24 protein-coding genes, 2 tRNA genes and 1 pseudogene are annotated in these 26,768 nt (G+C 66.2%); 18 read left to right on the top strand and 9 right to left on the bottom strand.

Annotation, left to right across the window (positions count from 1 at the left end; all coding sequences use genetic code 11):
• Nucleotides 1-279 precede the first annotated feature (279 nt).
• The 3 genes from ABZ909_RS10390 to ilvC all read left to right on the top strand — a co-directional run bounded on the left by ABZ909_RS10390 (nt 280) and on the right by ilvC (nt 3,868).
• Complete coding sequence (locus ABZ909_RS10390) at nt 280-2,256, top strand: acetolactate synthase large subunit (protein WP_356997596.1); 1,977 nt, start codon at nt 280-282, stop codon at nt 2,254-2,256.
• Nucleotides 2,253-2,756, top strand: a complete 504-nt coding sequence (ilvN, locus tag ABZ909_RS10395; RefSeq protein ID WP_040860049.1) for an acetolactate synthase small subunit — start codon at nt 2,253-2,255, stop codon at nt 2,754-2,756. The genes ABZ909_RS10390 and ilvN overlap by 4 nt, the downstream gene beginning before the upstream one ends.
• Nucleotides 2,757-2,866: 110 nt before the next feature.
• Nucleotides 2,867-3,868, top strand: coding sequence for a ketol-acid reductoisomerase (ilvC, locus tag ABZ909_RS10400; RefSeq protein WP_356997910.1), 1,002 nt, complete (start codon nt 2,867-2,869; stop codon nt 3,866-3,868).
• 123 nt (nt 3,869-3,991) lie between these two features.
• Here the strand turns inward: ilvC and ABZ909_RS10405 are convergent, their stop codons facing one another.
• Nucleotides 3,992-4,303 carry a hypothetical protein gene (locus ABZ909_RS10405; RefSeq protein ID WP_356997598.1) on the bottom strand — a complete coding sequence of 104 codons (312 nt, stop codon included), beginning with the start codon at nt 4,301-4,303 and terminating at the stop codon, nt 3,992-3,994.
• A gap of 205 nt (nt 4,304-4,508) precedes the next feature.
• Nucleotides 4,509-5,279, bottom strand: coding sequence for an SDR family oxidoreductase (locus ABZ909_RS10410; protein WP_356997599.1), 771 nt, complete (start codon nt 5,277-5,279; stop codon nt 4,509-4,511).
• Between the two features lie 123 nt (nt 5,280-5,402).
• Between ABZ909_RS10410 and ABZ909_RS10415 the strand changes: the two genes are divergently transcribed.
• Entirely contained in the window at nt 5,403-6,020 is a 618-nt protein-coding gene (locus tag ABZ909_RS10415) for a TetR/AcrR family transcriptional regulator (RefSeq protein ID WP_356997600.1), read from the top strand.
• 433 nt (nt 6,021-6,453) lie between these two features.
• On the opposite strand, the pseudogene ABZ909_RS10420 reads toward ABZ909_RS10415, so the two are convergent.
• A pseudogene (locus tag ABZ909_RS10420) lies at nt 6,454-6,852 on the bottom strand (hypothetical protein); the annotation flags it as partial.
• Between ABZ909_RS10420 and ABZ909_RS10425 the strand changes: the two are divergent.
• Nucleotides 6,845-6,919, top strand: a complete 75-nt coding sequence (locus tag ABZ909_RS10425; protein ID WP_356997912.1) for a hypothetical protein — start codon at nt 6,845-6,847, stop codon at nt 6,917-6,919. The pseudogene ABZ909_RS10420 and the gene ABZ909_RS10425 sit on opposite strands and share 8 nt — an antisense overlap.
• Before the next feature lie 44 nt (nt 6,920-6,963).
• Nucleotides 6,964-7,842, top strand: coding sequence for an alpha/beta hydrolase (locus ABZ909_RS10430; RefSeq protein WP_356997602.1), 879 nt, complete (start codon nt 6,964-6,966; stop codon nt 7,840-7,842).
• A gap of 90 nt (nt 7,843-7,932) precedes the next feature.
• Here the strand turns inward: ABZ909_RS10430 and ABZ909_RS10435 are convergent, their stop codons facing one another.
• Complete coding sequence (locus ABZ909_RS10435) at nt 7,933-8,757, bottom strand: DUF559 domain-containing protein (RefSeq protein ID WP_356997603.1); 825 nt, start codon at nt 8,755-8,757, stop codon at nt 7,933-7,935.
• 452 nt (nt 8,758-9,209) lie between these two features.
• Between ABZ909_RS10435 and ABZ909_RS10440 the strand changes: the two genes are divergently transcribed.
• Nucleotides 9,210-11,282, top strand: coding sequence for a neutral/alkaline ceramidase (locus ABZ909_RS10440; RefSeq protein ID WP_356997605.1), 2,073 nt, complete (start codon nt 9,210-9,212; stop codon nt 11,280-11,282).
• A 4-nt stretch (nt 11,283-11,286) separates the two neighbouring features.
• Nucleotides 11,287-11,787: a GNAT family N-acetyltransferase gene (locus tag ABZ909_RS10445; protein WP_356997607.1), complete on the top strand. Its 501-nt coding sequence runs from the start codon at nt 11,287-11,289 to the stop codon at nt 11,785-11,787.
• Here the strand turns inward: ABZ909_RS10445 and ABZ909_RS10450 are convergent, their stop codons facing one another.
• Nucleotides 11,788-12,798 carry an MBL fold metallo-hydrolase gene (locus tag ABZ909_RS10450; protein WP_356997608.1) on the bottom strand — a complete coding sequence of 337 codons (1,011 nt, stop codon included), beginning with the start codon at nt 12,796-12,798 and terminating at the stop codon, nt 11,788-11,790.
• Nucleotides 12,799-13,199: 401 nt separating this feature from the next.
• Here ABZ909_RS10450 and ABZ909_RS10455 point away from each other — a divergent pair, with 401 nt between their 5' ends.
• Together ABZ909_RS10455 and ABZ909_RS10460 are read left to right on the top strand one after the other, a co-directional pair.
• Nucleotides 13,200-15,230 (top strand): ATP-binding protein, encoded by a 2,031-nt coding sequence (locus tag ABZ909_RS10455; RefSeq protein WP_356997609.1) that lies wholly within the window; start codon nt 13,200-13,202, stop codon nt 15,228-15,230.
• 560 nt (nt 15,231-15,790) lie between these two features.
• The gene (locus ABZ909_RS10460) at nt 15,791-16,009 is read left to right on the top strand and encodes a cold-shock protein (RefSeq protein WP_356997611.1); all 219 of its coding nucleotides are present in this window, start codon (nt 15,791-15,793) and stop codon (nt 16,007-16,009) included.
• Between the two features lie 113 nt (nt 16,010-16,122).
• Here ABZ909_RS10460 and ABZ909_RS10465 read toward each other — a convergent pair whose 3' ends face one another.
• Nucleotides 16,123-16,926: a nucleotidyltransferase domain-containing protein gene (locus ABZ909_RS10465; RefSeq protein ID WP_356997613.1), complete on the bottom strand. Its 804-nt coding sequence runs from the start codon at nt 16,924-16,926 to the stop codon at nt 16,123-16,125.
• A gap of 574 nt (nt 16,927-17,500) precedes the next feature.
• Here ABZ909_RS10465 and ABZ909_RS10470 point away from each other — a divergent pair.
• Both ABZ909_RS10470 and serA read left to right on the top strand, forming a co-directional pair.
• A complete protein-coding gene (locus ABZ909_RS10470; RefSeq protein WP_356997614.1) occupies nt 17,501-17,719 on the top strand; it encodes a hypothetical protein in 219 nt (72 codons plus the stop codon).
• Nucleotides 17,720-18,119: 400 nt separating this feature from the next.
• Nucleotides 18,120-19,718: a phosphoglycerate dehydrogenase gene (gene serA / locus ABZ909_RS10475; protein ID WP_356997615.1), complete on the top strand. Its 1,599-nt coding sequence runs from the start codon at nt 18,120-18,122 to the stop codon at nt 19,716-19,718.
• A gap of 75 nt (nt 19,719-19,793) precedes the next feature.
• On the opposite strand, the gene ABZ909_RS10480 is transcribed toward serA, so the two are convergent.
• A complete protein-coding gene (locus ABZ909_RS10480) occupies nt 19,794-20,036 on the bottom strand; it encodes a hypothetical protein (RefSeq protein ID WP_356997616.1) in 243 nt (80 codons plus the stop codon).
• Nucleotides 20,037-20,071: 35 nt separating this feature from the next.
• Between ABZ909_RS10480 and ABZ909_RS10485 the strand changes: the two genes are divergently transcribed.
• A complete protein-coding gene (locus ABZ909_RS10485; protein WP_356997617.1) occupies nt 20,072-20,383 on the top strand; it encodes a hypothetical protein in 312 nt (103 codons plus the stop codon).
• Nucleotides 20,384-20,557: 174 nt separating this feature from the next.
• On the top strand, nt 20,558-21,565 hold the full coding sequence (locus ABZ909_RS10490; RefSeq protein ID WP_356997618.1) for a 3-isopropylmalate dehydrogenase: 1,008 nt from the start codon (nt 20,558-20,560) through the stop codon (nt 21,563-21,565).
• A 289-nt stretch (nt 21,566-21,854) separates the two neighbouring features.
• Here the strand turns inward: ABZ909_RS10490 and ABZ909_RS10495 are convergent, their stop codons facing one another.
• Nucleotides 21,855-23,033, bottom strand: coding sequence for an MFS transporter (locus ABZ909_RS10495; protein WP_356997620.1), 1,179 nt, complete (start codon nt 23,031-23,033; stop codon nt 21,855-21,857).
• A gap of 324 nt (nt 23,034-23,357) precedes the next feature.
• On the opposite strand from ABZ909_RS10495, the gene ABZ909_RS10500 reads away from it, so the two are divergent.
• The 4 genes from ABZ909_RS10500 to ABZ909_RS10515 all read left to right on the top strand — a co-directional run bounded on the left by ABZ909_RS10500 (nt 23,358) and on the right by ABZ909_RS10515 (nt 25,981).
• On the top strand, nt 23,358-24,131 hold the full coding sequence (locus tag ABZ909_RS10500; RefSeq protein ID WP_356997622.1) for a fumarylacetoacetate hydrolase family protein: 774 nt from the start codon (nt 23,358-23,360) through the stop codon (nt 24,129-24,131).
• Between the two features lie 13 nt (nt 24,132-24,144).
• Nucleotides 24,145-25,611, top strand: coding sequence for a glutamate--tRNA ligase (gene gltX, locus ABZ909_RS10505; RefSeq protein WP_356997623.1), 1,467 nt, complete (start codon nt 24,145-24,147; stop codon nt 25,609-25,611).
• 156 nt (nt 25,612-25,767) lie between these two features.
• Nucleotides 25,768-25,839: transfer RNA gene (locus ABZ909_RS10510), tRNA-Gln, on the top strand.
• 69 nt (nt 25,840-25,908) lie between these two features.
• Nucleotides 25,909-25,981: transfer RNA gene (locus tag ABZ909_RS10515), tRNA-Glu, on the top strand.
• Nucleotides 25,982-26,056: 75 nt separating this feature from the next.
• Here the strand turns inward: ABZ909_RS10515 and ABZ909_RS10520 are convergent.
• Nucleotides 26,057-26,557, bottom strand: coding sequence for a PPOX class F420-dependent oxidoreductase (locus ABZ909_RS10520; protein WP_356997625.1), 501 nt, complete (start codon nt 26,555-26,557; stop codon nt 26,057-26,059).
• Nucleotides 26,558-26,768: the final 211 nt, after the last annotated feature.

The raw sequence follows: 26,768 nt of genomic DNA on the forward strand, positions 1-26,768 counted from the left end.
GTGAACGGACCCGATCAACCGCACTGTCTCACATAATGAGACCCAATAGGTCAGCTGTTTGACTGAACGACCCACGCGCGCATACCGTCGAGCGCGTGAATCGAACCGAGTTGCTCGTAATCGGCCGGCGCGTCCAGCGCTGAGCCGACGACTGTAGGTCATTTACGTCAGCTCGCAGCTGCGACGCGCCACCCTCGAACAGCCACTGGCTGTCGGGGGCTTTTTTGTGTTCAGGCAAGTCCCATGGACTCGAACGACGAGCAGTAAGGAACCAAGACGGTGAGCGCACCTACCGCCCGGCCCGGGCCCTCGGCCCGCAGGCCCGCGCCTTCGGCCACTCAGCCGACCTCCTCGGCTGGCCGAGAGTCAGCTTCTGCGCCGGCCCCGAACCGCCGCCAGGTCCCGCCCGAGCGGGTCACCGGCGCGCAGTCGGTCGTCCGTTCTCTCGAGGAGCTGGGCGTCGACACGGTATTCGGCATTCCGGGCGGTGCGATCCTTCCCGTCTACGACCCGCTGTTCGATTCCACCAAGGTCCGCCACGTGCTGGTTCGCCATGAGCAGGGCGCGGGTCACGCCGCGACCGGCTACGCGCAGGCGACCGGCAAGGTGGGTGTGTGCATGGCGACGTCCGGTCCGGGCGCGACCAACCTGGTCACCCCGATCGCGGACGCGCAGATGGACTCGGTGCCGCTGGTGGCCATCACCGGTCAGGTCGGCCGCGCGCTGATCGGCACCGACGCCTTCCAGGAAGCCGACATCTCCGGCATCACCATGGCGTGCACCAAGCACAACTTCCTGGTCACCGACCCGATCGACATCCCGCGGATGATCGCCGAGGCGTTCCACCTGGCCTCCACCGGCCGCCCGGGCGCAGTGCTGGTCGACATCCCGAAGGATGTGCTGCAGGCGCAGACCACCTTCTCCTGGCCGCCGGAGATGAAGCTGCCCGGCTACCGTCCGGTCACCAAGCCGCACGGCAAGCAGGTGCGCGAGGCGGCCCGGATGATCATGGATGCCAAGGCTCCGGTGCTGTACGTCGGCGGCGGTGTCATCAAGGCCGACGCCAGCGAGGAACTGCTGGAACTGGCCGAGCTGACCGGCATTCCGGTGGTCACCACCCTGATGGCGCGCGGCGCGTTCCCCGACACTCACACCCTGAACATGGGCATGCCGGGTATGCACGGCACCGTGGGAGCCGTTGCGGCACTGCAGCGTTCGGATCTGCTGATCACCCTGGGTGCGCGCTTCGACGACCGCGTCACCGGCCAGCTGGACTCGTTCGCGCCGAACGCCAAGGTGATCCACGCCGACATCGACCCGGCCGAGATCGGCAAGAACCGCCACGCGGACGTGCCGATCGTGGGTGACTGCCGCGAGGTCATCGCCGAGCTGATCGAGACCCTCAGGGCCGACCCGGCCGCCGCCGGCAAGGCTCCGCTGCTGGATCTGACCACGTGGTGGACCTACCTGAACGGTGTCCGCGACAGCTACCCGCTGGGCTGGAAGACCCCGTCCGACGGTTCGCTGTCGCCGGAGTTCGTCATCGAGAAGCTGGGCCAGATGGCCGGTCCCGATGCCATCTACTGTGCCGGCGTCGGCCAGCACCAGATGTGGGCCGCGCAGTTCATCAAGTACGAGAAGCCGCGCACCTGGCTGAACTCCGGTGGTCTGGGCACCATGGGTTACGCCGTGCCGGCCGCCATGGGCGCCAAGATGGGCATGCCGGACCGCGAGGTCTGGGCCATCGACGGTGACGGCTGCTTCCAGATGACCAATCAGGAGCTGGCCACCTGTGCCGTCGAGGGCGTGCCGATCAAGGTCGCGCTGATCAACAACGGCAACCTGGGCATGGTCCGGCAGTGGCAGACCCTGTTCTACGAGCAGCGCTACTCCAACACCGACCTGGGCACCCACACCCTGCGCATCCCCGACTTCGTGAAGCTGGCGGAAGCGCTGGGCTGCCACGGCATTCGCGTGGAGAAGGAAGAGGACGTGGAGGCCGCGATCCGCGAGGCGCAGTCGATCAACGACCGGCCCGTAGTGATCGACTTCATCGTCGGCAAGGACGCGCAGGTGTGGCCGATGGTCGCCGCCGGCACCTCGAACGACGAAATCATGGCCGCGCGCGGCATCCGCCCGCTGTTCGACGACGACGAGTCGGCGTCCGAACCCGCCGTGATCCATGAGGCGATGTCGCACGAGAAGGCTTCGCTGGCCGCCCATGAGCGCGCCTCCCAGAAGGGGACCGAGGAATGACGACCACCCACACCCTGTCCGTGCTGGTGGAGGACAAGCCGGGCGTGCTGGCCCGCGTGGCCAGCCTGTTCTCCCGGCGTGGCTTCAATATCCAGTCGCTCGCGGTGGGCGGCACCGAGATCCCGGAGATCTCCCGCATGACCATCGTCGTCACGGTGGAGGATCTGCCGCTGGAGCAGGTCACCAAGCAGCTGAACAAGCTGGTCAATGTCATCAAGATCGTCGAGCAGGACACGGACAGCTCCGTGGCCCGCGAACTGATCCTGGTGAAGGTGCGCGCCGACGCCAGCGTGCGCACCCAGGTGATCGAGGCCGTGAACCTGTTCCGCGCGAAGGTGATCGACGTGTCGCCCGACGCGCTGACCATCGAGGCCACCGGCACCCGCTCCAAGCTCGACGCGCTGCTGCGCATGATGGAGCCCTACGGGATCCGTGAGATCGTGCAGTCCGGAGTTGTCGCGGTGGGTCGTGGACCCAAGTCCATCACCGCGACTCGCTAGTAACCGGCCGCCGCGGCGGCCATCCGCCCGCCATCCCGGCATGCTTTCGGCCGGGATCCACCACGCTTAATCACAGAATCCAAGAAGGAGCACCCAAAGTGGCAGTCGAGATGTTCTACGACGACGATGCCGACCTGTCGATCATCCAGGGCAAGAAGGTCGCCGTCATCGGTTACGGCAGCCAGGGCCACGCCCACTCGCTGAGCCTGCGTGACTCGGGCGTCGATGTGCGCATCGGCCTCAAGGAGGGCTCGAAGTCCCGTGCCAAGGCCGAAGAGGCCGGCCTGACCGTCGGCACCCCGGCCGAGGTCGCCGAGTGGGCCGACGTGATCATGGTCCTCGCGCCCGACACCGCGCAGGCCTCGATCTTCACCAACGACATCGAGCCGCACCTCGAGGACGGCAACGCGCTGTTCTTCGGCCACGGCCTGAACATCCACTTCGGTCTGATCAAGGCTCCGGCCAACGTCACCGTCGGCATGGTCGCCCCGAAGGGCCCGGGCCACCTGGTGCGTCGTCAGTTCGTCGATGGCAAGGGCGTTCCGGCCCTGATCGCCATCGACCAGGACCCGACCGGCACCGGCCAGGCGCTGGCGCTGTCCTACGCCAAGGGCATCGGCGGCACCCGCGCCGGCGTCATCAAGACCACCTTCAAGGAAGAGACCGAGACCGACCTCTTCGGTGAGCAGGCCGTGCTCTGCGGTGGCACCGAGGAACTGGTCAAGACCGGTTTCGAGGTCATGGTCGAGGCCGGCTACGCGCCGGAGATGGCCTACTTCGAGGTCCTGCACGAGCTCAAGCTGATCGTCGACCTGATGTACGAGGGCGGCATCGCCCGCATGAACTACTCGGTCTCCGACACCGCCGAGTTCGGTGGCTACCTGTCGGGCCCGCGCGTCATCGACGCCGGCACCAAGGAGCGCATGAAGGCGATCCTGACCGACATCCAGGACGGCACCTTCGTCAAGCGCCTGGTCGCCAATGTCGAGGGCGGCAACAAGGAGCTCGAGGCCCTGCGCAAGGCCAACGCCGAGCACCCCATCGAGGTCACCGGCGCCAAGCTCCGCGGCCTGATGAGCTGGGTCGACCGCCCGATCACCGAAACCGCCTAAGGTTTCCGGGATTTCACCTGCGAAGGCCCGCCAGGATTTCTCCTGGCGGGCCTTCGCTGTTCGCGCGTGAGGGGGGATCGCGCGTCGGTGTGGTTCTTGTCCCGGTGTGGTCGTGTCTCGGGTTTACCAGCTGCCGAAGCTGTCCGGCAGCGCGTTGCGCCACCACCAGTCGTCGTTGTCGTGGCGCCAGCCCTGGTTCCAGTCGTCGTTGTCGTGACGCCAGCCCTGGTTCCAGTCGTCACGGTCGTGGCGGTGGCGCCAGTCGTCGCGGTCCCACCAGCCGTCCTGGTGGTGCGGCCACGCCACATCGCTGGGCGCATTGTCCAGCGGAACGTCCGCCGAGGCCGGAATGGTCACTGCGGCAAGGGGAACCAAGGCGATCGCACCGGCCACAGCCACGCGGGCTGTGATCCGGCGTAGAGATGTCGACTTCATGGTCAGCAACTGTGCCCGACTTGTGTCCTTTTGTGAATCCGAATCCCTGTGAATTCAGGGCCGAATGGTCCTCATGTATGACACGAGACCCTGAGCGACCCCGAAACCCAGTGCACGGCAACGGCCCCGCAGGAATTCTCCCGCAGGGCCGTTCGCAACTGCGACTCGATTCGATTCTGTGGGTGTCGAACCGAGTGCTGCAGACTCAGTAGTGCGTGCCGCCGTCGATCCGAATTTCGGTGCCGGTAATGAACGCACCGTCATCCGACGCCAGCATCGCGACCACGCCCGCCACGGTATCCGGCGACGCGAATCCCTGCCCGATACCCGGCGCAAGCTTCATGAACAGGCTCAGATCGGCATCCGCCGGCAGCCCCGGGCCGCGCCCGTCGGTCATATCACTCGAAATCGACCCCGGCGCAACAGCAACCACGCGCAGGCCCTGCTTGGAGTACTCCGCGGCGAGCGCGTGCGTCATGGACATGATGCCGCCCTTGGATGCGGCATACGCGGACATGTACGGGTGCGCGAAGAACGCGGACGTCGACGTGAAGTTGACGATCACGCCCTTGTCCGAGGCCAGCAGCTGTGGCAGCGCCTCCCGAATCATCAGGAACGTACCGGTCAGGTTGATAGCAATGATCTTGTTGAAATCAGCCAGCGGCATCTCGTGCGTATGCGCCGACCGCAGAATCCCCGCCGCATTGATCAGCGCATCGATCCCACCCAGCGCCTCGACGGCCGCGGCAACACCGGCCTTCACCGACTCCTCATCGGCGATATCCACCACCAGAGTGGTGAGCCGATCCCCATTCCCGTTCTCCGCCGCCTGCTTGGCAGTCTCCGCCAGCCCGGCTTCATTCACATCCGCCCCGACAACCTGCCCACCCTCGGCCAGAATCCGATGTACGGTAGCCCGCCCGATCCCCGACCCCGCCCCGGTGATCACTACTCGACGGCCGTCAAAACGCTCCATTGCGGTTCTCCTTACTTAGGTTCTCAGCCTCTCTTGTCACGCTACGCCTACATGGCACGTCATGCCATCGTGGCATCCCGTCAACTAGGATTGTCCCAACGAGCCCGCCCAGAGGAGGTGAAAATGTCCGCCCAACCCCTCCCGCGCCCCACACTCGCGGAACGCCGCAAACAAGAAACCCGCATGGACATAGCCCGAACGGCAGCCCGCTTGTTCGCAGAGCACGGCACCTCAGAGGTAACCGCAGACCAAATAGCCTCCGAATCCGGCGTAGCCCTCCGCACCTTCTACCGCTACTCGCGCACGAAGGAAGAGGCGGTCGAGCCCATGCTCGCGGCCGGCGCGGAGCGCTGGCTGGCCGACATAGCAGCCGGCCCCGACCGCCTCCCCACTCCGGAGGAATTCGAAGCCGCCGCTGTCCGCTCCCTTACCCACGGCGATAGCTCCGAAGATCTCGAGATCACCCGCGGCCTCCTCCAAGCTATGGAAACCGACCCCGCCCTCCGCGCCATCTGGCACCGCATCAACCTGGAGAGCGAACGAGACCTCAACGCCATCCTCCTGAAACTGGCTGGCCCACAGTCGGATCCATTCCAACTCCGTCTCACCGCCGCGGCTGCCGCCGGCGCAATCCGTGTGGCCCTCGAGCTCTGGGCTGCCGATAACGGCCCGGCGGAAGGCCATGGCTCCCCGGCCGACCTGGTCGTTCGGTGCATGCGGCAACTACACGTTGCCGAGTAGTCCTGATCTCTAACGTCCGCAAATCAGACTGGACTGTTTGCCAGCTGCGTTTTGTGAAGCCACGTTGGGTCACATGGTTCGCAGTCCGGCATGGACCCGGGACGAGTTGATCCTGGTCTGCGATTTGGTCGTGTCGAATGGCTGGCGCGAGTTGCGGTCGCGCATCGGCGATTCGCGTAATCCGGGTCCCAGAGCTAACCAGCCCGCTCAAACTCTTCAAAACGGATGGCCAAGCGATCCGGGGACGGGCGTTCTTGGCGTTTGCCGGGATGAGGAGCGATCGGCCGTGCATCTCTTGAAGGCCACGGCGAAGCATCGGTCCGTCGACCTCCTCCAACAGCGCACGATTGATTCGGATCTCACCGTCGGCGGTAATTCCGAGGAAGTTCTCGTCGTAGGCTGCGTGATGGATCTTGCAGAGGCTCAGTCCATTATCGACGGTTGGGGTGCCGGTGGGTTTCCCGTCGGCGATTATGTGGGCGGCATCGAGGAGCTTTGCGTGCTCGAGATGGCAGACGGCGCAGCGGCATTCGTAGGCGCGGAGGACTCGGCCTCGGAACTCGGGTTGGTGTAGACGCTGTTTGGTCACTCGTTCGACGTATTCGCGTTCCAGGGGCTGGACCTCGAGCGGGTTTCCGACCAGGCGGAGGCTGTCATGCAGGGTGACAGGATCGACAGGGTGGCTGCCAGCATGTCCTTTGGGTTGCGGATGCCGCGGTTGCGGTCGATGAGGCGGTGGGTCGCGCCGTTGAGGGTGAAGTCCCACAGCTGTTCGCGGGTAACGACTCCGGTGTCTCCGACCAGTTCCTCTAGGTCCCGCGCTGATCTTCACCCCGGAGCAGTGGGACGCCTTCGTCGCAGGTGTCGTGCGCGGAAAGCTGACTTCGGAGCAGGCTTAGGTCGACTTCCGTGATTTGGCGTACCGGGCGCGTTAGCGTGGGCTATGGCTGCTGATCAGGATCCGCCTGTTATCCCAGGTGTTCGCCGGAGCTTTGTCGAGGCCCGGGGTGTTCGATTCCACGTGACGGAGTCAGGGGAGGGGCGGCCTGTGCTTGCCCTGCATGGGTGGCCGCAGCATCACTATGTGTATCGGGACCTGTTGGCGAATCCGCCGGAGGGGTTGCGGATCATTGCGCCGGATCTGCCGGGGTACGGGTGGTCGGGGGCGGCGCCGCATCGGTGGGCCAAGGACGATGTTGCCTCTGATCTTCTTGCGCTGATGGATGAAATGGGCCTCGACAAGGACGTGCTGTTGGTGGGGCATGACTGGGGTGGGTTTGTGGGGTATCGGATGGTGTTGCGGGAGCCGGAGAGGTTCGGGGGATTCCTCGTTTTGAACATGGCGCATCCTTGGGCGCCGAAACAGGATGTGGCTCGGCAGGCTTGGCGGTTGTTGGCTTATCAGCCGTTGATGGCGAGTGTGGGGGTGCCGTTGCAGCGGCGGACTCGGTTCTTGGAGTGGCTGTTTGGGGCTGCTATGTCGGAGGGGCACGCGATGGATGCGGACACGATCAAGGTCTTTTCGGAGAGTTTCAGGGATCCGGTGGTGGCTCGGACCGCTACTGACACCTACCGCACCTTCCTTCTGAAGGAGGTTCCGGCGTCGGTGCGGAATCCGGAGACTCGGCGGGCCACTGTGCCGGTGCGGGCGCTGTTCGGGAAGGACGACTCGGCCGTGCACTACTCGCTCGCCGCGGCGGCGACGGCTCGGGCGGATGACTACACGCTGGAGTTGGTCGAGGGGTGTGGGCATTTCATTGTCGATGAGCGGCCCGAGTTGGTGCGGGCGAGGTTGATCGAGTTGGCTGCCGAGACCGAGTAGGTTAGGACGGTGCAAGCTCGCACTAGTGGATGACTTTCGGTCAGAAATGCGCTCGGAGACGGGGGAGGTGAGGTGCGAGATCTGACCGGATCATCGCCTGCGCCGGCGGACCACAGCCGTCACCTCGTCCGCGCACCTGTCGACGAATTCGTACACATCGGCGGCTGCATATCTCAGCACGAGCCAGCCGTCGAGCAACAGTTCGTTCTGGCGACGCCTGTCGTGCCGGAATGCCCTGGACTCCGTGTGGAACTCGCGGCCGTCGATCTCTATGACGGTGCGCGATCGTTCGTCGACGAAGTCGCAGCGGTACGGGCCGATCGGGTGATTGCACAGCAGGCGCATGCCTCGGCGGTTCAGGGCTCGCGCGAACAGGCGTTCCGGCTCTGACGCCGCGTGAATCGCGGCCTCGCGGAGTTGTCTACGGACAGTGGAAGACCCATGCAGGTGGGATTCGCACAATTCGAGCAAAGCCGGCCCTGACACGTGCCGGCCCACGTTCAGATCGATCAGCGCATCGGCCTCGTGCTCGGGAAGGACCGAGGCGCAGTCGAACACGGTCAAGGCCGCTGTTGTGAGCGGCAGGTCGTAGCGCTCGTCGATCCATTCGGCGCGGAGGTGGCGGCGGTAGAGCCGCAGCCAGTCCGGGGTGCTGCGGTCGGAATCCTTGGGGATGGTCGCCTCCACGCGGGTCGGCTCATCAGGAAGGAGTCCGTGCAACCAGGCGGCGGTGCGGTGGCTGAGAATCGCGCGCGGCTGCCAGGCGATGACCGCATGGCATCTATCGAGAGTGGTTGGCGCGCCGAGACAGTACGTACGAGGAAGCAGTCGTCTGTAGATGCCGCGCCGGCAGCGGTCGTTGATCGTGCCGACCGGGATGCCCTCCGCAAGGAGTTCGCTGCGTGTACGAATCATCGGGCAAGCGTGTCACTGTGCCCGGACAAAACCGTGACGGCGAGCTGCGGTTATGTCGGGTCTGTGGATGGTGGTTCGGCTGTGGAAATCAGTTGGTTCACGTGTGCCGACATTTCATTTGCGGATGAACCGGCCGGCGGTAGCTCGGGAGTTGTCGACGAGGCGGGCCGGCGGTTCGGGTGAGGTTTCGTCTCTGCAAACTCTTTCGGAGACGGGAGTAGGTGTTGTTGGTTGCTGGAGTCGAGGAAACATGCGTTGACCTGGTAGGACCGGCGTGTGTGGCGGCCGCGGGGCGGTGGCCGGCGATAGGGTGGCGGGCGCGATTCGACGCGGACGGCTAGAAATTGGTCAAGTGACCGACTAGTCTGCGGGAAACCTGAAATGAAACAGGTTCACTCTTTGGCGGGTGCGGGCTGGATTCGCATTGTCGCGGGTGTGGAAGTGAGGATGCGATGACTCTGTCCCGGCGGGCTGTGCTGGTGGGGGCTGCGGTGGGCGGCGTGGGGGCCGGTGCGGCGGTGTTCGGTGCGAATATGGTTGGGGCGCAACCCATCCGGCATCGGGCCGCGGGGCAGGATTACCTCGTCGGGGTAGGGATCGCGGACATCACGGGGGCCCCGGCGGGGCAGGGGATGATGGGGTACTCGGAGGCTGATCAGGTCACTACGGGCCTTTTGACGCGGTGTTATGCGCGGGCTTACGTCGTGGTGGATCAGGCTACGGGGGATCGGGTTGCGTTCGTGAACACCGACAATGCCTGCTTGTTCCAGTCGGTGCATCTGGTGGTGATGCAGCAACTGCAGCAGCGGTTCGGGGATCTGTATACCGAGCGAAACGTCAATCTCAATGCGACGCACAACCACAACTCGTGTGGTGGTACCGCGCGGGAGTATGCGTATTCGCTTGCGGCCATGGGGTTTCAGCAGAACTCGCATGATGCTGAGGTGAACGGGATCGTGAAGGCGATCGTCGCGGCACATGAGAATCTCGGGCCGGGGTCGATCATGCTCGGGCGGGGGGAGTTGCACGATGCCAGCGCGAACCGGTCGCGGGTGGCGTTCGAGGCCAATCCCGACGAGGACAAGGCGGCGTTTCCGGACGCCATCGATCCGCAGGTCACCGTGCTGCGATTCCGGCAGGGCGGCAAGGACGTCGGGGCGATTACGTGGTTCGCCACCCACGGTACCTCGCTGACCGATCGCAACACCCTCATCTCGGCGGACAACAAGGGATACGCCAGCTATCGCTGGGAGCACGACGAGATGGGTGTGCGGCACCTGGACGGCGCGCCGTCGTTCGTGGCCGCCTTCCCGCAGACCAATGCGGGCGATATGACGCCCAATCTGTGGATCCGGCCCATGCATCCGTCGGGGCCGACCGAGGACAATCGCACCAACTGTGCCATCATCGGTGAGCGCCAATATCAGGCGGGCCGAAAGGCTTTCGATGCCGCGACGCTGATGGGCAGTGCCGGCGTGGATTCGGTGCTGCACTATGTGAACCTCGCGGACACCGCCATCGACGGCGACTACACCCCGGATGGCAAGCCGGCCCGCACCTCGCCCGCCATGATGGGCGCGGCGGCCATGGCGACCAGTACCGAGGACAACTGGAACTCGCAGCTGTCGTTCCTGCAGGAGGGCGACGCCAATCCGATGGTGGCCGCGCTCGGCGGCCTGGACTCGCCGATCGAGCAGTGGATGCGAGATGTGCAGGCGCCCAAGCTGATTCTGGCTCCGCTCGGAGTGCTACCGCCGCGGCCGTGGGTGCCGCAGATCGTGCCGCTGCAGCTGATGCGCATCGGCGATCTGGTGCTGGCCTCGGGGCCGTCGGAGTACACGGTCGTGTCGGGGCTGCGAATACGGCGACTGGTGGCCCGGGCATTGAACGTGCCGCTGGAGAACGTGCTGCTGCAGGGCTATGCCAATGGCTACTGCGGATACGTCACCACTCCTGAGGAATACGCGTCGCAGCAGTACGAGGGCGGCGAAACCCTGTACGGACGTTGGACGCTCTCGGCGCATATGCAGGAATTCGACCGGCTGGCAAAGGCTTTGGCGGCGCGTATCGACCTCGGCCGCGGCCCGGCCCCGCTCGACTGGGCCTTCGGATTGCAGCCGAATCTGCTGCCGTCGGTCCCGGCCGACCAGCCGCACGCCGGTCGCGCCTACGGTGATGTCCTCACGCAGCCGGGCGCGAACTACGGGGCAGGACAGACGGTTTCGGTGGAATTCGTCGGAGCCCACCCCAACAACAACTTCCACCTGGACGGCACCTACTTCGAGGTCCAGCAGGGCTCCGGCGATGACTGGCGGCGCGTCTACGACGATAACGACTGGTGTACCGAACTGCACTGGTCTCGCCCGGACGGCCAACCCGCCGCCTCCACCATCGGTATCCAATGGACGGTGCCCGACAGCGCCCCCTCGGGCCGCTATCGAATCCAGTACACCGGCGACAGCCGCGACGCCGGCGGAGCGGTCAACGAATTCACTGGAACATCCCCGGAATTCGTGATCGGCTGACCCTATGGTGTTTGTCCGGCCCGCCGACGTGGCGGACGAGAAGTTGCTGTGGGCCATGCTGTTCGAGGCCTCGTACGCCCGCGATCGGGGCCTGGTCTCGCCGGACGAGCTGATGGATCAGCCGAAGCTCGCGAAGTACGTCCAGAACTGGGGTGCCGCAGGCGATCTCGGTGTGGTCGGAGGATTCGACGGCGTGCTGCTGGGCGCCGCGTGGCTGCGCCGGTTCGCCGCCGAGGACGCGGCCCTGGGTTACATCGACAGCGACACTCCGGAACTGGCAATTGGTGTCGCGCCGGAGAGCCGCGGCACCGGACTGGGAACCGCATTGATGACCGCACTCCTCGACGCAGCCCGTGAGCAATACGACGCCGTGAGTCTGAGTGTCCGCCTGGAGAATCCGGCCCGGGGGCTCTACGAACGCCTCGGCTTCGTCGACGTACCGGGATCGGAGATCCTCAACCCGGCCGGAACCACCAGCATCACAATGCTTCTCCGCTTCCGCTGATCAGCCCTGTGGTGCGAGGTCGAAGGCCAGCCGTCCCGGCGCGAGGTAGTCGTCGCGGTCCAGCAGCATCCGGACCTCCGGCCGCTCGCCCTCCGCCATCCGCGCCACCTCCTCGTGCAGTGGCGTCCGGAACGCCTCACCCCGGGCGGTGATCAACGGCAGCCAGTTGTCGTGATGGTTGGGCACGAACACCTTCGGCCGCAGCGCCTCGATATAGCTGCGCGGGTCCCGCAGCCCATTCGTGAACTGGTTGTATCCCTGCACCGCGCCGATGTGCACATCCGAGGCGGGCAGCGTGCGCAGTACATCCAGGACATGCGGTGCCTTGTCCAGCAGCGGGCCGGAAGAATCGTGCCAGGTCAGCGCGAAATCGCCGAGCCGGAACTGGTACAGCAGAACTCCGCCCTCCGGCGCGAGCAGATTGCGCGCCAGGTGTCCGGCATCGGCCGGCCGCGGGGGATAGGCGCGGATATCGCACAGGCAGGGCTTGGGCCGCACCGGCGCGGAGGCATCCGCGCCCTCGTGCCGCGGTGTACGCGCCGAGTGCAGGTGGCGCACCGCGGTCACCGAAAGGCCCGGCGCGAGCTCGAAGTCATAGCGATCACCCGGCGCGGACGTTCCCGAACCCAGTTCCTGACAAGCCAATTCGGCCCCACGGACCTGCTTGCGAGCCGTCGCGCAGTGCTCGGCGGTCCCGTGTACCACCGCCCCGCTCGCCCGCGCGATCGCCCCCGCGTCGGCCGCATGATCGAAATGCCCGTGCCCGATGAAGATTGCCGCCGGCTCCAGCGCCGCGACCTCCTCCGGCCCGGTCGGCACATACCCGGACGTCGCCCCGCGCGGCACCCACGCATCCAGCAGAAACACCACGCCGCCCATGGCCACCGCGAAACTGGCGCACCCGAACCAGGACACCAGCACCTGATCCTCGCGCACCGCCCCGCTCACCGGATCCACCGCCGCTTCCCCGAAGAAGCGCTGACGTGCGGCAATGGTCTTGCTACTGGCCACCCGGTACCCCTTTGTCTCGCGTCACAGCGGACACCGCCCGCCGCCGCCCCGCATTCTGCCTCCATCCGCCTGACCTGTCATCCAACCGCCCTCACCGCTGGTCCCCGCACAACGCTCGGCGTATCCGCCTGGCAACCCGACCCCGCACCGTAGCCGGACACATCGCTCGGCTCGGAGGCGTGAGCGGGTTAGCAAGGGGCGCTCACGGTCTCGCGGAGGTAACCGAGACCTTGCCGTTGCCGTGGGCTATCGGTTGGTGAATCCTGGAATCACACCGTGACTAAGCGGTCGGTAAATGTTCAGCCTGCTGTTAATCAATCGGCGTTGCATCGAATTCAGAGGTAGCTGAACGAAGGCTGCCGGTAGGGCAATGGGGGCCTGACATGTATCCGGAAGTGCGTGTGGCCGCGCCTGATCGCGACGACCACAAGTACACGATGCGCATCAGCCGGCTGGCGATCGACAAACTCGGCATCCGGCTCTACGACAGGGTTTCGGCGGTTCTGGCCGAACTCATCGCCAATTCCTACGACGCCGACGCCACCGAGGTGGAGGTCGTGCTGCCGTGGGGCGCGATGCTGGCCGGAACCGTCAGGGCCGTAGACGAACCGGCGTACGAGATCGTCGTCTCCGACAACGGACACGGGATGACCGCGGAGGAGATCAACGAGCACTATCTGATGGTCGGATCCGACCGGCGCGTGCGCACCGGGTCCGATCTGTCCCGGGAGCGGCGGCGACCGGTGATGGGGCGCAAGGGAATCGGGAAGCTGGCCGCCTTCGGCATCTGCCGCACCATCGAGGTGATCACGGCCGGCAGCCGGGACGAGGACCGAACCCCCTTGGGCTGGATCGTCTCCCACATCGTGATGGACCTCGACGACATGCTCTCCGACACCGAGAGCGACTACTTCCCCCGCCCGGGCCGCCTGGACGGCACGTTCACCTCCCAACGGGGCACCACCATCATTCTGCGGAATTTCTTTCGCAAGCGGGTGAATTCGGGGACGGAGCTGAACCGGCAGCTGGCGGCCCGTTTCGGCATCGAGCGCGCGGACTGGCGGGTGGAGGTGCGCAATGCCATCGGCCCGGAGAGCTTCATTCTCAGCCAGCTGCCCATCGACGTCATGGAGGAGACCCGGATCGACGCGGGCCGGGTGCCGGTGCGATTCGGGCGGCAATTCCTGTCGGTGACGGGCTGGATCGCCTACTCAAAACAGCCGTACCGCGACGAGGCGATGGCCGGGGTCCGTATTTACGCGCGCGGCAAGATCGTCGCGCAGACAAGGGATTTCGGTATCTCCTCCGGATTCACCGGGGAATTCAAACTGCGCTCCTATCTGGTCGGCGCGATCCACGTCGACTGGCTCGACGATGACGACGATCTCGTCCGCTCCGACCGCCAGGACATCATGTGGAGCTCCCCGCGCGGCGAGGCGCTCGCGGAGTGGGGGCGGGCGCTGATCAAGGAGATCGGCAGGCTCGGTGAGAAATCCATCCGCCGCCGGGTCTGGGAGGAGTTCGTCGAGCGCTCCCGCATCCACGAAACCCTCGACGCCATCGCGCCCGGCGACCGGGTCTTCCGCGACTCCGTCCTGGATGCGGCGCGAATCCTGGTGGCGCACAAGGATCGTGCCTCGATGGACGATCCCGCGCACATCGAGAACATGCTGCGGCTGGCACTGTCGCTGGGCCCGCAGCGCAGCCTGCTCGACACCCTCAAGGAGATCGCCGAGGACGCCGATCCCGCACTGGACGTGGTGGTCGCGCTGTTCGAACGGGCCCGGGTGGCCGAGATCTACTCGCTGGGCCAGATCGCCAGTGAGCGTGTCGCCGTGGTGAACCGGCTGCGCTCGCTCATCGACGACCGCCGCTCCCTGGAACGCCCCTTCCAGGAGCTCATCGAATCCGCCCCCTGGCTGCTCGCCCCCGAGTGGACCCCGCTGGGCATGAACGAATCCCTCAAACGCGTGCGGGCCAGCTTCGAACGCTGGTACGCACAGAAATTCGGCACCCCGCTGGTGACCACGTCCATCGGTAGTGAGAAGCGCGAACCCGACTTCGTCCTGCTGCACGACTCCGGTGAACTCTGGATCGTCGAGATCAAGCGCATGGACTACCACCTCACGGACGAGGAGTACAACCGCGCCGTCAACTACCTCTACGAGCTCGACCATTTCCTCGACGAGAATCCCCGCATCGGCGCCCAATTCCCACGCCGCCGCCTCACTTTCATCGTCGACCACATCGACAGGCTCGGTCCCGCGTCCCTCTCCTCCCTGCTCAGCGACCAGCGAGTGGACCGCCGCACCTGGCGCGAACTCCTCGACGCGACCCTCCGAGCCCACCGCGATTTCCTCGAACGCGTCTACGCCATGCGAGATCCCGAAGCCGACGAGGACACCCCACCCCGAAACATGCGCGCCGTCTGAGGAAACAAAGATCAGAGAGCTCGCACCAGCTCCCTGACCTCCAGCGACCTCGGGTGAGCTACCCGCGCCGCATTGTCAGCGCCGGGCCGGAGGGGCACGGCCCGCGTGACGCGGCAGTGCGCGATGCGGGGCGCGGTGCCCGGGCCGAAGAAGGGCCGGCCCGGGCACCTGCGGCGGCAGGATCGCGAAAGACGATGCGCGTGATCGCGACTCGCGGTGGCCTCTATCCGACCACCTTCCGGCGAACCAAGCTCGAGGAGCTCTCGGTGCGGAGATTTGGGATCGCCTCGCTCAGAGCTCCCTGATCTGCCCGATGCGGAGCGCCGGGGGCGGGAGCGGCGATGTATGGGATTCGAGGTGAAAGGGCGGTCGGGGTAGGCGGGTGAGTGATACGTCGGGGCAGGGAGATTCGATAGGGAGGTAGGCCGTGTGGGCTGGTCGTGGCCGCGGGAGCGGCCGGGGCGGGCGTGGCGGCCGACCGTGTGGGCCGGGGGCGTGACACCATGGACCGCGGCACGCGCGGGGACGTGGGAGTCCGGTCGGTTCGAGAAGGTTTGGTAATGGCGCACGGCACGGTGAAGTGGTTCGACAGCGAAAAAGGGTTCGGGTTCCTGAGCCCCGACAGTGGCGGGCCGGACGTGTTCGTGGAGTACACCGCGGTGGAGGGCCAGGGCTTCCGGTCGCTGGTGGAGGGGCAGCGGGTCGAGTTCGAGGTGCGGCCCACCAAGCCGGGGCCCGAGGCGCTGGCCGTGCGGGTCATCGCGGGAGCCGACTACTGAGACGCGGCCTCTGGCCCGAACACACATCGCGGCCTCCGGCCGAACACAGATCGCGGCGGTCGTCCCGAGGTGATCGGGGCGGCCGCCGCTGCGTGATGCTCGGAGGGTTTCTTTCAGCCGCGCAGCCGACGCCGGAAGAATTCCGCCGATAGAGCCTGTGCATGTTGCCGGTGGGCCGGGTCGTCCCCAACGAATTCCGCGGCGGCTCGCTCGAACTCGGTGGAGATGAACAACGCGATGGGTTCGGGAACGCGTCCGGCGCCCATTTCCCGGGTGCGGGATTTCAATTCCGTCAGTTCTTTCACGGCTGTAGTGAAATCGTAAGGGAGGTCGCATTCGTCGATCAGGGTCGGCAAATGCATCGGCGCCACCGCCTTATCCGGGTGTTCGTGGAGCCAGCGCAATGCCATGGCCGGCCGCAGCGAATAGAACACCTTTTTCAACGAACGATTGGTGTCGAAAAGACGCCACTGCCGACGGCCCAGATGCAGGTAGTGCCGGGCCACCCGGTTGCGGTCGGCGACTTCGTCGGCCAGGGCTCGCAATTCGGCCCGGAATTGCGCGTCGCCGCGATAGACGATCGGCGACATCAGCCATTCGATGAGGACCGCGTTCCCGTTCACCAGCAGCCGCAGCGCCTTCACGAGGTCCCAGCCGTTGACATCGAGTAAGCCCACCAATGGGGTCTCGATGACATCGCGACCGGGCCAGGGGGTGAGGTAGCCGTCCAGTGGCCGGAGGTAGACGAAGCGGCAGTCGTAGTCCGAGTCGGGGGAGGGGAAGCCCCAGGCGCGGCTGCCGCTCTCGATGGCGAGCAGCACGTCGACGCGGTGTTCACGCACGATCCGGTCCAGTTCGCCGTCTATCGTGGCGACCACCGCCGGGTTCATGGAGGCGGGGATCGAGCGCAGGGTCATGGCGGTCGACGTTAGCGCCCGGGATCCCGCTGGTCCACGCGTTTTCCGCGCGCCGAGGCCCCCAGAAATAGGGGCGTGATAGCCACGTTATATGGCGGGAATTCGACACTCATATGAATGGGGCCACAGAATTGGGATTGCGTGACGCCGGTCACATGGCGTAAATCCCTCGTAACGTGCCGTGAAACCGGCCCGATAGGCTTCACGTCAGAAAGTTCGTACGGAATTCAGAAGAGGTATTTTCATGATCCCCGTTATCATCGACACCGGTTCCGCTGCCCTCAACGGCCTGCTCGACACCGGTTCGGCCGCGCTGCACGGCATCCTGTCCACCCTGTGGACCGGCTCCTTCGGCCGCTAGGAACTGCTGACGTCGATTACTCGACTTTCGAAAGCCCGGCCTCGGACTCCGTAGCTCCGACGCCGGGCTTTCGGCTATCCGTATTCGGCGTCTCAACGCCCTGGATTCTGACTCCAGAGCGCGCAATTCGCTCAAAGTCGGCCGAAAGTCGAGGTCGCACTTTCGCTGAGACACCTTCCCGGCTTCGCTGAGACACCTTCCCGGCAATGCCTCATGTTCGCCTACGCCATGGCCGACATCATGATCACCGCCGCGGGCCGGGCCGCCGACACCCCGGCCTGGTGGGCCGCCGAGATCATCGCTGCCGAGGGCCGCGGCCTGGACGTCGCACGCCGGCCCTGCTGCCCGGAGCCGCCGTCGGTGTGCTGCCCCGGTGATTCGCTTCGGCCGGACCTACCGGCCGCCGGGGTGGATCCCGCGGGCGAGAACTGACGCACCGGAAAGATCCACGCGAGAACGGAACTGGTGCTGTCGCGGTGAATATCGAAGCGCTGCAGTCGAGCTGGCAGCAGGTCGACGTGGTCGGGCCGCGGGCCGTCGAGTACTTCCACAACCACCTGTTCGAGGCGCACCCCGAGGTGTGGGCGTGTTCGTCGTCGCCGACCGCCATCCGGTGGCGGGCGCCTCGCTGCTCGCCACCCGCGAGCACTTCCTGGGCGACGGCTGGACGCCGGAACCGACGCGGTTCCCGGGATCCCCGACACCGGCATTGGTAAACCTGCAGTTCACAGGTTTGATGGCAGTTGCCTACCAGGCGGTAAAACGCCTCGGATCCCAGCCGATTAAGCTGACGCCCGTAAATCCCGGAACCCTTCCTCAGGAGTACCCCACCGTGAGCCAAGCAGGCCGTCCTGTTGTTCTGATCGCCGACAAGCTCGCCCAGTCGACCGTCGACGCGCTCGGCGACGGTGTCGAGGTGCGCTGGGTCGATGGCCCCAACCGCCCCGAGCTGCTCGCGGCCGTGCCGGAAGCCGATGCGCTGCTGGTCCGTTCGGCCACCACCGTCGATGCCGAGGTGCTCGAGGCCGGCAAGAACCTCAAGATCGTCGCCCGGGCCGGCGTCGGCCTCGACAATGTCGACGTGCCCGCGGCCACCGAGCGCGGCGTCATGGTCGTCAACGCGCCGACCTCCAACATCCACACCGCCGCCGAGCACGCCGTCACCCTGCTGCTCTCGGCTGCCCGCCAGATCCCGGCCGCCGACGCCACCCTGCGCGAGCACACTTGGCAGCGCAGCAAGTTCAACGGTGTCGAGATCTTCGGCAAGACCGTCGGCGTCATCGGCCTGGGCCGCATCGGCCAGCTGTTCGCGCAGCGTCTCGCCGCCTTCGAGACCAAGGTCATCGCGTACGACCCCTACACCTCCCCGGCCCGCGCCGCCCAGCTGGGCATCGAGCTGCTGACCCTGGACGAGGTGCTCGAGCGCGCCGACTTCATCTCCATTCACCTGCCCAAGACTCCTGAGACCAAGGGCATGCTGAACAAGGAGACGCTCGCCAAGACCAAGAAGGGCGTCATCATCGTCAACGCCGCCCGCGGCGGTCTGATCGACGAGCAGGCCCTGGCCGACGCCATCAACTCCGGCCACGTGCGCGCCGCCGGCATCGACGTGTTCGAGACCGAGCCGTCCACCGACAGCCCGCTGTTCAACCTGCCGCAGGTCGTGGTGACCCCGCACCTGGGCGCCTCCACCGCCGAGGCCCAGGACCGCGCCGGCACCGATGTCGCCAAGTCCGTGCAGCTCGCCCTCGCCGGCGAGTTCGTGCCCGGCGCGGTGAACGTCACCGGTGGCGCGGTCAACGAGATCGTCGCCCCGTGGCTGGACATCGTCCGCAAGCAGGGCGCGCTGCTGGGCGCCCTCGCCGACGAGCTGCCGGTCTCCATCGAGGTCCAGGTGCGCGGCGAGCTGTCCTCGGAAGACGTTGCGGTGTTCGAACTCTCGGCTCTGCGCGGCGTGTTCTCGGCCCTCATCGAGGACTCGGTGACCTTCGTCAACGCCCCGTCGCTGGCCAAGGAGCGCGGCCTCGAGGCCTCGGTCACCACCCACAGCGAGAGCCCGACCCACCGCAGCCTGGTCGACCTGCGCGCCGTGTTCGGCGACGGCCGCACCCTGAACGTGGCCGGCACCCTGACCGAGCCCGCCCAGGTCGAGAAGATCGTCAACATCAACGGCCGCAACTACGACATGCGCGCCGAGGGCCTGAACCTGGCCGTCCTCGCCTACGAGGACAAGCCCGGTCAGCTCGGCCGCCTGGCCACCAAGCTCGGCGACGCGGGCATCGACATCCTCGCCGCGCAGCTGACCCAGGACCTGGACCAGGAGGGCGCCACCGTTGTCCTCCGCGTCAACAAGGAGGTCCCGGCCGACGTCCAGACCGCCATCGCCGAGGCCGTCGGCGCGGCCAAGGTCGCCCTGGTCAGCCTGGACTGAGATCGGCCGCGCGCAATGCGATAAGGGCCCCTTCCACGGACAGTGGAAGGGGCCCGATGCGTTCGAGGGGAAGTATCAGCGACCCGGTCGCCGATCCCGGGCTTCGATCGCGTCGCGCGCCTCGGCCAGGCCGGCCGTCGGGTCCTGGTCCCGGTACAGCTTGATGGCCTGGATCTTCTTGCCGCGCTGCAGGAGATCGTCGATCGCGGCGTAGTCGATGACGCCGCCGGGATCGGCGATACCCAGATGCTCGATGATGAGATCGATCTTGCGTTCCAGGCGATGAATTTTGCGCTCGAGTCGGAGATTGTCGAACATCCGCCGAACACTACCGACGCCGTCATGATTGACAAATGCGAGGAAAGACGCCGCCGACCGAGCCGCTGTCCGGGCGGGAGCGGCGCAATCTGCTGATCGGCAGCGCTGTCGTCGTCGCGCTCATCGTGGCGGGGGTGACGGCGTGGGCGGTGTTCGATCATCGGCCGGATTACTCGCGCTCCGAGAATGGTTGTGTCGCAGTGCTTTCCGCCGGGACGATGGGTGGCCAGCAGCAGCGGGCGTGCGGCGCGCAGGCGCAGGAATGGTGCCGGACGGTGGCGGGGCAGCAGGACGCTCTCTCCCTGCGCGTGCAACAGGAGTGCCGCCGCGCGGGAATTCGGCCCTAACCCACATGCCGTAGCCGGTCGGCGCGACCCGGTGCGAGCGGCCGGTGATCCCACTGGTTGGGAGCGATTCGCCCTGGTGAAAGGGGTTGCGGGTGTACCCGCTATGGTGGCCGGTGACTCTCCTGCCAGCGCGGAGAGGATCACCCGCGCGTTATCGAACGGAGCATGGATTTCATGAAACTGGCTGTCATTCCGGGCGACGGTATCGGTCCCGAGGTCATCGCCGAAGCCCTCAAGGTGCTCGACGTGGTGGTGCCCGGTGTCGAGAAGACCGAATACGACCTGGGAGCCAAGCGGTTCCATGCCACCGGCGAGATCCTCCCGGACAATGTCATTCCGGAGCTCAAGCAGCACGACGCCATCCTGCTGGGTGCCATCGGCGACCCGTCGGTGCAGAGCGGTCTGCTCGAGCGCGGCCTGCTGCTGCGCACCCGCTTCGAGCTGGACCACCACGTGAACCTGCGCCCGTCCAAGCTGTACCCGGGTGTCACCAGCCCGCTCGCGGCCAACCCGGACATCGACTTCGTGGTCGTGCGCGAGGGCACCGAGGGCCCCTACACCGGCACCGGCGGCGCGATCCGCGTGAACACCCCGCACGAGGTGGCCACCGAGGTCTCCACCAACACCCGCTTCGGCGTCGAGCGCGTGGTCCGCTACGCCTACGAGACCGCCCGCAAGCGCCGCAAGCACCTGACCCTGGTGCACAAGAACAATGTGCTGGCCTTCGCCGGCTCGCTGTGGTCGCGCACGGTCGCCGAGGTCGGCGCGGAGTACCCGGACATCGAAACCGCCTACCAGCACATCGATGCCGCCACCATCCACATGGTCACCGACCCGGGCCGCTTCGACGTGATCGTCACCGACAACCTGTTCGGCGACATCATCACCGACCTGGCCGCGGCCGTCTCCGGTGGCATCGGCCTGGCCGCCTCCGGCAATATCGACGCCTCGGGCACCAACCCGTCCATGTTCGAGCCGGTGCACGGTTCTGCCCCGGACATCGCGGGCCAGTCCAAGGCCGACCCGACCGCCGCGATCCTCTCGGTGTCCCTGCTGCTGAACCACCTCGGCAAGGCCGAGGAGGCCGCCCGCATCGAGGCCGCCGTCGCCAAGGATCTGGCGTCGCGCTCGGGCGCCGCCTCGACCGTCGAGGTCGGCGACCGGATCGCCGCCTCGCTCTAGCGTTCCACGGTCAAGCCCCCGTTCCCACGACCGCGGGAACGGGGGCTTTTCCTTGGTTCATGGCCGGATATCGAGCCCGACAAGGTGATTCGCCGGTCCGTACCACCCGGCGAATCGTCGAAACCCGACTACTTCACACGCTTCGTCCGTTCCCTCTCCGTCGCCGAAATGTAATCCTGAGAGGGGTTTCGTCGAAACCTCCTGGGCCAGTGAGGCATATCGCACATTTGAATTCGGATGCGAAAATTTAACGGGCACAGCCCTTCCGGATTTGCCGGTGATCAGCCGGTCACCGGGAACCCCTGGGCACCAACGGGACTGCCGCCAGCGCCACCACCGCCGCCAGCAGGTATGTGATCGGAAAACCGGCCGCGGTGATCAATGCGCCGAAGGCCGGGGCGATCACGGCCGCCGCCAGATTCTGGCCCGTGTTCTGGATACCCAGCCCGCGACCCGACCAATAGGGACCGGCGATCTCTGCCACCGCCGTGAAGGCCAGCCCGTTATCGGCCACCGTGATGACCGAGGCCGCGACCAGAATCGGAACGGCCGCCCACCACTGGTGCGTCCAGGCCGCTACGGCCAAGGCGGACATGGAGATTACGGCCGCGACCGCCACCGTGCGCAGCGGTCGCAACCGGCTGCCCACCCGATCCGACCAGATCCCCGCGCCGATTCGCCCTCCCGCGCCCAGGATTTGGGTGGCCGTGACCAACGCGCCCGCCGCCGGCAGCGACATACCGACATCCCGGTGCAGCCACAGCAGGCCGAAGGTCCAGATGGTGGCCTGCGGGATCACCAGCAGAATCGACACCCCGTGGATCCGCCACAGCGTGGAGTCTCCGCGGTACGGGTTGGCGGAACGCCCTGCGCCCCCGGCGGATTCGGGCCGCGGCGGATCCACGATCCCGAACAGGCAGCCGATGGCGGCCGCGCCCGCCATGGCCGCGGGGACGAGGACGGCCATCGAGAACCCGTGTGCCGCAGCGACGGCCGGGATGGTCATGGCGCCGACGGCCACGCCCAGCGGCTGGGCGGCCTGCCGGATGCCCATGGCCATCCCGCGCTGATCCGGCGGGAACCAGCCCACGATGACCCGCCCGCTGGCGGCATTGGTGCTGCCCGCGCCGGCCCCGGCCAGGAACAGCAATCCACCCAGTGCAACATAGTTCGAGACGGTCACCGCCGCCGCGCCCGCCGCGAACATCAGCGCGGGACCGGCCACCAGGGCCTTGTGCTCGCCCACGTGATCGACGATCCAGCCCCACGCGATCAGCGTGCTGACCAGGCCGACGGTGGGCATAGCGACCAGCAGACCGGCGGTGGCCAGCGGCATTCCGCGCTGGGTCAGTGCGGGCAGCAGGAAGGCGGTGCCGTGCACCAGCGCGGCGCTGGAGCTCTGGGCGAAGACGCCGAGCGCCAGCATGGTCCACCGTCGTGTCGTACCAATCTGTGTCACGGTGGCCATGGCCCTCACTTCTGTCTCACTATATGGAACAAATGTCCTACTGTGTGAACATCGAGTCTGACGGTACACCTGATGCACAAGGCGATTTCCGGGACGAGCTGTCAGTTTGCTCACACTGCGCACTGATCTTGTGAGTCCATCTTCGACAGCCGAGTTCGCTTGTGTATAAGGGCTTTCCACATTCGGATCCGGGCGATGCGGGCCGGGATGCCACCCCTCCCCGCGGCCTCGCCCGCGCCCGGCCCGCCGTCGTCCCGGGCTTCCGTCCCGCCCCGTGGCCGGGCGCGTTCGGGCAGGTCGAGGCCGGTCGATAGGATGCCAACCATGCGCCTAGGTCGAGTTGCCAGCCCAGATGGAGTCGCTTTCGTCAGCATCGAAGGAGACGGTTCCGACGCCGTCGTCCGGGAGATCGCCGAACACCCGTTCGGCAACCCGACCTTTACCGGTCGCAGCTGGCCGCTGGCCGACGTGCGCCTGCTGGCCCCGATCCTCGCCAGCAAGGTGATCTGCATCGGCAAGAACTACGCCGCGCACGCCGAGGAAATGGGCGGCCCGGCCCCGGCCGACCCGGTCATCTTCATGAAGCCGAGCACCTCGATCCAGAGCCCCAACGCCCCGATCATCCTGCCGCCCAGCTCTTCTCAGGTCGACTACGAGGGCGAACTGGCGATCGTCATCGGCCGCCCCTGCAAGGACGTGTCCGCCGCCCGCGCCAACGAGGTGATCCTGGGCTACACCGTCGCCAATGACGTCACCGCCCGCGACCAGCAGCGCCACGACGGCCAGTGGACCCGCGCCAAGGGTTACGACACCTTCTGCCCGCTCGGCCCGTGGATCGAGACCGCGCTGGACCCTTCGGATCTGGAGATCGTCACCGAGGTCGACGGCCAGGTGAAGCAGCGCAGCCGCACTTCACTTCTGCTGCACGATATTCCGAAGCTGATCGAGTGGGTCACCGCCGTAATGACCTTGCTCCCCGGCGATGTCATCCTCACCGGCACCCCGGAGGGCGTCGGCCCGCTGCAGGCCGGCCAGACCGTGTCGGTGACCGTCTCCGGCATCGGCACCCTCTCCAATCCCGTTGCCGCCAAACGCTGAACGAAAGAGAGCCATGACTGACGTCCGGGTTCGTTTCTGCCCGTCACCCACCGGCACACCGCATGTGGGTCTGGTCCGCACCGCCCTGTTCAACTGGGCCTACGCGCGCCACCACGGCGGCACCTTCGTCTTCCGCATCGAAGACACCGACGCCGCACGCGATTCCGAGGAGTCCTACAACGCCATCCTCGACGCCCTGCGCTGGCTCGGCCTCACCTGGGACGAGGGCCCAGAGGTGGGCGGCCCCTACGGCCCGTACCGGCAGTCGCAGCGGCGTGACATTCATCTCGATGTGGTGCAGCGACTGCTGGCGGCGGGGGAGGCCTACGAATCCTTCTCCACCACTGAGGAAGTCGAGGCCCGGCACCGGGCCGCCGGTCGCGATCCCAAGCTCGGCTACGACAACTTCGACCGCGACCTGACCGCCGAGCAGATCGCCGCCTACAAGGCCGAGGGCCGCCCCGCGGTGGTCCGCCTGCGCATGCCCGACCAGGACCTCACCTGGAACGACCTGGTACGCGGCGAGACCACCTTCCGCGCGGGCGTGGTTCCCGATTTCGCGCTCACCCGCGGTAATGGCGATCCGCTCTATACGCTGGTCAACCCGGTCGACGACGCCATGATGAAGATCACCCACGTGCTGCGCGGTGAGGATCTGCTGTCCTCCACTCCGCGGCAGCTCGCGCTCTACGAGTCGCTGAAACGAATCGGCGTCGCGGAGTTCACCCCGGAGTTCGGTCACCTGCCCTTCGTGATGGGCCAGGGCAACAAGAAGTTGTCCAAGCGTGATCCGGAGTCGAATCTCTTCCATCACCGCGACCGCGGGTTCATTCCCGAGGGTTTGCTGAATTATCTGGCGCTGCTCGGCTGGAGCATCGCCGATGATCATGACCTGTTCTCGATGACCGAGATGGTGGAAGCCTTCGATATCTCGAAGGTGAATTCGAATCCGGCTCGATTCGACCAGAAGAAGGCCGATGCGCTGAACGCCGAACATATTCGGATGCTGGCTCCCGGTGATTTTGCTCACCGGCTGCGCGAGTTCCTTACCGGACACGGCCATATCGGCGCCGAGATCGACGAGAAGCTGTTCGAAACCGCAGCCGATCTGGTGCAGACCCGGATCAAGGTGCTCGGCGATGGCTGGGATCTGCTGAAGTTCCTCTTCATCAAGCCCGAAGAGTTCGCCATCGACCCCGCCGCGGAGAAAAAGAATCTGGGCCCCGATGCCGCTCCGGTGCTGCAGACGGCGGTGAAAGCCCTCGAAGGCGTTTCGGAATGGACCGTCGCGTCCCTCGAAGAGACGCTCAAAGCCGCGCTCATCGACGAACTGGGTCTCAAGCCGAACAAGGCCTTCGCGCCCGTGCGCGTGGCGGTGACCGGATCCCACATCAGCCCGCCGCTGTTCGAGTCGCTGGAACTGCTGGGCCGCGAGCTCACCATGGACCGTATGCAGTCCGCGCTCGCCGGGACCGCGTGAGATCGGTTCCGAAGGCCCGCAGGTAGTCCGAAATGATGCACAAACCGGCCGCTGACCAGCCGGTTTGTGTATCTACCGGGGGATGCTGCTAATCTTCTTCTCGGCCGGAACGCGGTCGGGAGCTTCCCCCGGGAGGAACCCGAAAGCCCAGGTCAATGGGGTATGGTGTAATTGGCAACACAGCTGATTCTGGTTCAGCCATTCTAGGTTCGAGTCCTGGTACCCCAGCTGCGAGAGCTCCGGCTCTCGAATTCGAGAAGCTTCGGCGGACCGCAAAGTCTGCCGAAATCTCATCCTGGTCCCGTCGTCTAGCGGCCTAGGACGCCGCCCTCTCAAGGCGGTAGCGCGGGTTCAAATCCCGTCGGGACTACAAAGCGAAGGCCCCCAGCCAACCGGCTGGGGGCCTTCGCTTTTCTGTCCGACTACTGTTGCCGACCAGCCGTGCCTATGGTTGCTGACCAGCGGTGCTGCCGCCCAGCGGCATGGCGGGCAGGCCGAGTTTACGGTGATCCCAGCTGCGGGTGCGTTCGGGCACCACGCGCACGGCCACCCGCTTGTTCAGCATGGCCTCCACGAACGGCTTGGCCTCGTTGCTGTACGGCCCGGTGTAGCGCTCCCAGACACTGATTCCCACCTTGAACAGCGCCTCGGGGTCGTCGACGATCTCCGCGCGGCCCTCGATGGAAATGCCGCGCAGCTGGTCGTAGGTGTCGCCGGCCTCGAGCATCACGGTGATGCGCGGATCGCGGCGCAGATTCACCGTCTTCTGGGCCTTGGCTTTGGTCTCGAACCAGATCTCGCCGTCGATCACCGCGTACCACATGGCGACCAGATGCGGTGCGCCCGTTGCGCCCAGCGTGGCCATGGTGGCGATGCGGCTGCGCTCGATGAATTCTGTGATCTCCTGTTCGGACATCACGATCTGCGCGCGTTGATTAACTCCCATGGGCCGACTGTAATTTACGGCGTATGAGCGCAGTCACAGTGGCCATTTCCTGCCACCTGGCTCACAGCCGAAGCGGGCGGTCCGCCCCTGGAAACGGCACATCCGGGCCCGCGAACCAGCGCAGCCCCCGCCGAAATCCGGCGAGGGCTGCGGTCGGGAAGTCGAGCAACTGCGGTCGGGTGGCTGAGCGACCCGTGGGGCTGTCGTGACG

It is taken from the genome of Nocardia sp. NPDC046763, assembly GCF_040645495.1.
Classification (GTDB): Bacteria; Actinomycetota; Actinomycetes; order Mycobacteriales; family Mycobacteriaceae; genus Nocardia.

What these genes read in the sequence shown, in the direction of transcription:
- ilvN (WP_040860049.1), top strand. Translation starts at nt 2,253, where the DNA reads ATGACGACCACCCACACCCTGTCCGTGCTGGTGGAGGACAAGCCGGGC.
- ilvC (WP_356997910.1), top strand. Translation starts at nt 2,867, where the DNA reads ATGTTCTACGACGACGATGCCGACCTGTCGATCATCCAGGGCAAGAAG.
- ABZ909_RS10405 (WP_356997598.1), bottom strand. Translation starts at nt 4,303, where the DNA reads ATGAAGTCGACATCTCTACGCCGGATCACAGCCCGCGTGGCTGTGGCC.
- ABZ909_RS10410 (WP_356997599.1), bottom strand. Translation starts at nt 5,279, where the DNA reads ATGGAGCGTTTTGACGGCCGTCGAGTAGTGATCACCGGGGCGGGGTCG.
- ABZ909_RS10415 (WP_356997600.1), top strand. Translation starts at nt 5,403, where the DNA reads ATGTCCGCCCAACCCCTCCCGCGCCCCACACTCGCGGAACGCCGCAAA.
- ABZ909_RS10430 (WP_356997602.1), top strand. Translation starts at nt 6,964, where the DNA reads ATGGCTGCTGATCAGGATCCGCCTGTTATCCCAGGTGTTCGCCGGAGC.
- ABZ909_RS10435 (WP_356997603.1), bottom strand. Translation starts at nt 8,757, where the DNA reads ATGATTCGTACACGCAGCGAACTCCTTGCGGAGGGCATCCCGGTCGGC.
- ABZ909_RS10440 (WP_356997605.1), top strand. Translation starts at nt 9,210, where the DNA reads ATGACTCTGTCCCGGCGGGCTGTGCTGGTGGGGGCTGCGGTGGGCGGC.
- ABZ909_RS10445 (WP_356997607.1), top strand. Translation starts at nt 11,287, where the DNA reads ATGGTGTTTGTCCGGCCCGCCGACGTGGCGGACGAGAAGTTGCTGTGG.
- ABZ909_RS10460 (WP_356997611.1), top strand. Translation starts at nt 15,791, where the DNA reads ATGGCGCACGGCACGGTGAAGTGGTTCGACAGCGAAAAAGGGTTCGGG.
- ABZ909_RS10465 (WP_356997613.1), bottom strand. Translation starts at nt 16,926, where the DNA reads ATGACCCTGCGCTCGATCCCCGCCTCCATGAACCCGGCGGTGGTCGCC.
- ABZ909_RS10470 (WP_356997614.1), top strand. Translation starts at nt 17,501, where the DNA reads ATGTTCGCCTACGCCATGGCCGACATCATGATCACCGCCGCGGGCCGG.
- ABZ909_RS10480 (WP_356997616.1), bottom strand. Translation starts at nt 20,036, where the DNA reads ATGTTCGACAATCTCCGACTCGAGCGCAAAATTCATCGCCTGGAACGC.
- ABZ909_RS10485 (WP_356997617.1), top strand. Translation starts at nt 20,072, where the DNA reads ATGCGAGGAAAGACGCCGCCGACCGAGCCGCTGTCCGGGCGGGAGCGG.
- ABZ909_RS10490 (WP_356997618.1), top strand. Translation starts at nt 20,558, where the DNA reads ATGAAACTGGCTGTCATTCCGGGCGACGGTATCGGTCCCGAGGTCATC.
- ABZ909_RS10495 (WP_356997620.1), bottom strand. Translation starts at nt 23,033, where the DNA reads ATGGCCACCGTGACACAGATTGGTACGACACGACGGTGGACCATGCTG.
- ABZ909_RS10500 (WP_356997622.1), top strand. Translation starts at nt 23,358, where the DNA reads ATGCGCCTAGGTCGAGTTGCCAGCCCAGATGGAGTCGCTTTCGTCAGC.
- gltX (WP_356997623.1), top strand. Translation starts at nt 24,145, where the DNA reads ATGACTGACGTCCGGGTTCGTTTCTGCCCGTCACCCACCGGCACACCG.
- ABZ909_RS10520 (WP_356997625.1), bottom strand. Translation starts at nt 26,557, where the DNA reads ATGGGAGTTAATCAACGCGCGCAGATCGTGATGTCCGAACAGGAGATC.